We start from the raw sequence: 3,827 nt of genomic DNA, 5'->3' as shown, positions 1-3,827 counted from the left end.
TTTTTATTCTAAGGCAAACGTAAACTTTAAAAGTAGGTGTTTTGCGAAGAATAAAATAATTGCGAGGATTAATATAGTTTTATAACGAGATTACTTTAAAGAAGTAAAGTGAATGTATTTGGGGTAATACATTTACAAAAAATTATAACATTAACCACCATTACTCATCAAAAATCATAAATTTGTCAATATATAACAGTTAGGTGTTTTTGCTAAGTTATTTAGGTACTTTGACGAAAAAGGTGTATTTATTACCTACTTAAATTATACTACGTAAGTATTTAATTGATAGTATATTTTGTGAGTGGCGATTGATAACCGAGTTTTTACTCGGTTATTGTTGATTTAGGAAATTTACACTTATACAAGTATCGACTTAATACGACTATTGCCAAGAAGCTAAAGGTATTATTTTACAGTTAAGATGCCATAAAAAAGCGAGCCTTAATTATGGGGCTCGCTCTATAAGTTTATAAGTATTAACGATTACTTACAAGTTCAACTTTCTTATTTTGTTAAATTTGGAGATTTAATTGAACTATAAGTTAAGTTTTGTAAGCTTTCTTTTTTCGGTGCTGGGAAAATGAATGAAGCAATAATACCAGCCACTAAACCTACACCAATAATTGCTAAAGCATTTAAGAATGGGCTTACTTCGATTGGAGTATAGCCAAGTTTTAATGGGTTAGCTAAGTAGAATGAGAAAGCGATTGCTGATAATAGACATGCTAAACCTGCTTCTTTACCAGCACGATCACAGAAGAGTGCGAGTAAGAAGATCGCAGCTAATGGACCACCAAATAGACCAGTTAAACCAGCAAAGAGTTTAAAGGCATCACCTTGACCTTCTAAGATTAAGTAGTAAGCTAAGGCTGTACCTAATAAACCAGCACCTGCTGAAGCAACTAGTCCAACTACCACTTTGAATTTATCATCAGAGCTATTAGGGCAAACGATATCATTAGCAACACAAGTAGCTAAAGAGTTAATTGAAGATGAAACTGTTGATTGTGTTGCTGCTAAAATACCAACAATTACTAAACCTGATAAACCTACAGGTAAGAATTTGAAGATAAAGTAAGGAACGATAGCGTTACCAGAAATATCTTCAGGTAGAGTATTACCAGAGTAGTTAAAGAAGATAATTAAAGCAGCACCCATTAAGGTAAACATTACTACTGAAACAAATAGTAATGGTACGTTAAATAGTACAGCTTTTTTCGCTTCTTGTTCAGTTGGAGTAATTGAGTAACGTTGGATTACGTCTTGTGAACCAATGTATGAGTAAACTGAACTGAAAATACCATGTCCGATTACTAATGCCCAAATTGAGTCACCAGCTAAGCGGAATGTAAAGTTATTAGCTGAATATGCTTTACCTTGTTCTTGTAGTGCACCCCATAAACCAATTTCTGGAATATGCGCAAAAGCAACAACAATCATAATTAGCATACCAACTAAGAGAATAATAGCTTGGATAGCGTCAAGCCATGCTACCCCAGCAATCCCTGAAGCGGTAGTATATGCCACACATACTAAACCAGTTACGATTGTTAAAGTGATAACTGAAGTTCCAGGGAAAATAATCATTAACGCAATAGCAGGTAAGTATAAAACTAAACCGATACGCGCTAAGTGGAATAAAGAGAATGCTAATGCACCAACGTAACGGAAAAAGCGTGATTTAAAACGTTTTTCGAGGTATTCATAACCTGTTAGTGCATCTACACGACGAAATACTGGAATAACGTAACGTACTACCCAGAAAGCTAAAGGGATAGTACCTAAAGAAGCTGTACCTACAATTAAGCCATTACGGAAAATAGATGCCGGTAAGGCAATATATGAAATAGATGACAGCATGGTCGAATAAATAGATAGACCAGATACCCATGCTGGGATACGTGCACCACCTAAGAAGTATTCTTTTGATGATTTAGTTTTGGATTTAGTAAAGAGAAAACCAAAACCTAATACCCCGATGAGGTATAGAGCTACTACCAGCCAGTTGACCCAGCTCCAAGATGTAGAATCCATAAATTATCCTCTCTCATTATCTCTAATCTCAAATACAACATAAATTTAATAAAACTCTGAGATTAAATCTAGGTGATTACCCTTATATGTGAAGAACAAACTTACGATCTTATATTAGAGATATTAACTTTTTTAGTTAGGATCCCTTAAATATAATTAAGGTGAGTTGTAGCTATAACTTAGGGCTTGTTTATAGCTAGAGAAGGTTAAGTGCGTGGAAAGGAAAGTGCTGCACTTAAGGTTAGTTTAAACGATAACTTAGGGCTTGTTTATAGCTAGAGAAGGTTAAGTGCGTGGAAAGGAAAGTGCTGCACTTAAGGTTAGTTTAAACGATAACTTAAAGAACTAAATTGTTTGACATTTTGGGTTCTAAGTAGTTATCGTTTAAACTTCATTGTAATATTAAATTACAAGCAGTTACTTATTTTTATGCCTCGGTTGAATTATAAAAATAAGGAAAAAAAGTATTAAGCTATTGCTTCTAAGCTATTGTCATAAATCTTATTGCGGTAAATCTGCTTTAAGATTTTGCCAAATTTCTACAGCTTTTTCTTTTTGACTAGTGCTTAGTTGTGACATTGGTGGACGAACACACATTTGTGCGTCAACACCTGCAAGTTTTAAGCATTCTTTTAAGGTTTGATAGAGACCGTTATCTAATACAGCAGAAATAAAGTTATTCATTTTATTCTGTAATGTTAGAGCTTTATCATTATTACCTTCTGCTACAGCAGCAAAGATAGCTTTAGCAAGTGGAGCATTTAGGTTGTATGTAGAACCAATAGCACCATCAACTTTGTAAACTAAAGCAGGGAATAACATTTCATCAAAGCCCGAAAGAATTAATTTATCAGGATATGCAAATCTTAGTCTTTCAAGAAGATAGAAGTCTGCTGCCGTAAATTTAACGCCAATTACACGTGGGTTGTCATATAGTTCACCAAATTGACTTAAGCTTAAGTTTACGCCGGTTAAGAATGGAATTGAGTAGATAATCATATCCATATCTGCTGCGGCAATAATTTGGTTGTAGTATTCCTTAATTTCAGCAAAACTAAATTTGTAGTAAAACGGTGTTACTGCAGATAATGCGTCATATGCATCTAGTTCTTTTACATATTTAGCAAGTTCTAGTGATTCTAAAAGATTGATACCACCAACTTGTGCAATTAAAGCACATTTGCCTTTAGCTTCTTCTGCTGCTAATTTAAAAATGCGTTTTTTAGTGTCAGTATCAATTAAAAAGTTTTCACCAGTTGAACCACCAATATACAATCCATCAATTTTATTTTGTTCTAAGTTGTAGCGAATAATGTTACGTGTACCCGCTTCATCTAGAGTACCATCAGAATTATAAGAAACTAAGAGCGCACTAATAACACCTTTAATTTTTGTCATGTTATCTCCTTGAAGATTAAGAAAGAGATAGGTTTACTTATAGGTACAACCTAACTAAACGATCTATCTAAACTTAAACTTCGATTTGCCAAGTATGATAGAAAAAGACTGTAGTATAAAAATATTAAATACTTGGTTGTAAAAAAAACCGTTAATTTTTGATCGTTTTGTACAACTTAAGTAAAGAAATAAGTAAAATTTTGTGATCTTTCTATACTTATTTTATTAGAATTTTATTGATTTGCGGTGAAAAAGTGCTAAAACTCTGTCACCAGTCGCACTTTTTTTGCAGCTTTAGCTAAAAAGTAACCAAAAGGCAAAACGCAAGTAGTACCTAAAATTAGATTTAGCTCTTAGATAAGTACGAGAAATTAAGACCTTAATTACTATAG

At 33.3% G+C, this 3,827-nt stretch carries 2 protein-coding genes; both read right to left on the bottom strand.

Annotated elements, in window-relative coordinates:
* Nucleotides 1-507 precede the first annotated feature (507 nt).
* Nucleotides 508-2,037, bottom strand: coding sequence for a sodium:solute symporter family transporter (locus CKF58_RS06800; RefSeq protein ID WP_119532276.1), 1,530 nt, complete (start codon nt 2,035-2,037; stop codon nt 508-510).
* Between the two features lie 501 nt (nt 2,038-2,538).
* Nucleotides 2,539-3,435 (bottom strand): N-acetylneuraminate lyase, encoded by an 897-nt coding sequence (locus tag CKF58_RS06795; protein WP_119532274.1) that lies wholly within the window; start codon nt 3,433-3,435, stop codon nt 2,539-2,541.
* Nucleotides 3,436-3,827: the final 392 nt, after the last annotated feature.

The sequence above is a fragment of the Psittacicella hinzii genome (assembly GCF_003585935.1).
Classification (GTDB): domain Bacteria; phylum Pseudomonadota; class Gammaproteobacteria; order Enterobacterales; family Psittacicellaceae; genus Psittacicella; species Psittacicella hinzii.
This window is presented reverse-complemented; position numbering and strand designations above follow the sequence as displayed.

Coding starts and splice junctions, on each gene's coding strand:
- CKF58_RS06795 (WP_119532274.1), bottom strand. CDS start 3,435: ATGACAAAAATTAAAGGTGTTATTAGTGCGCTCTTAGTTTCTTATAAT.
- CKF58_RS06800 (WP_119532276.1), bottom strand. CDS start 2,037: ATGGATTCTACATCTTGGAGCTGGGTCAACTGGCTGGTAGTAGCTCTA.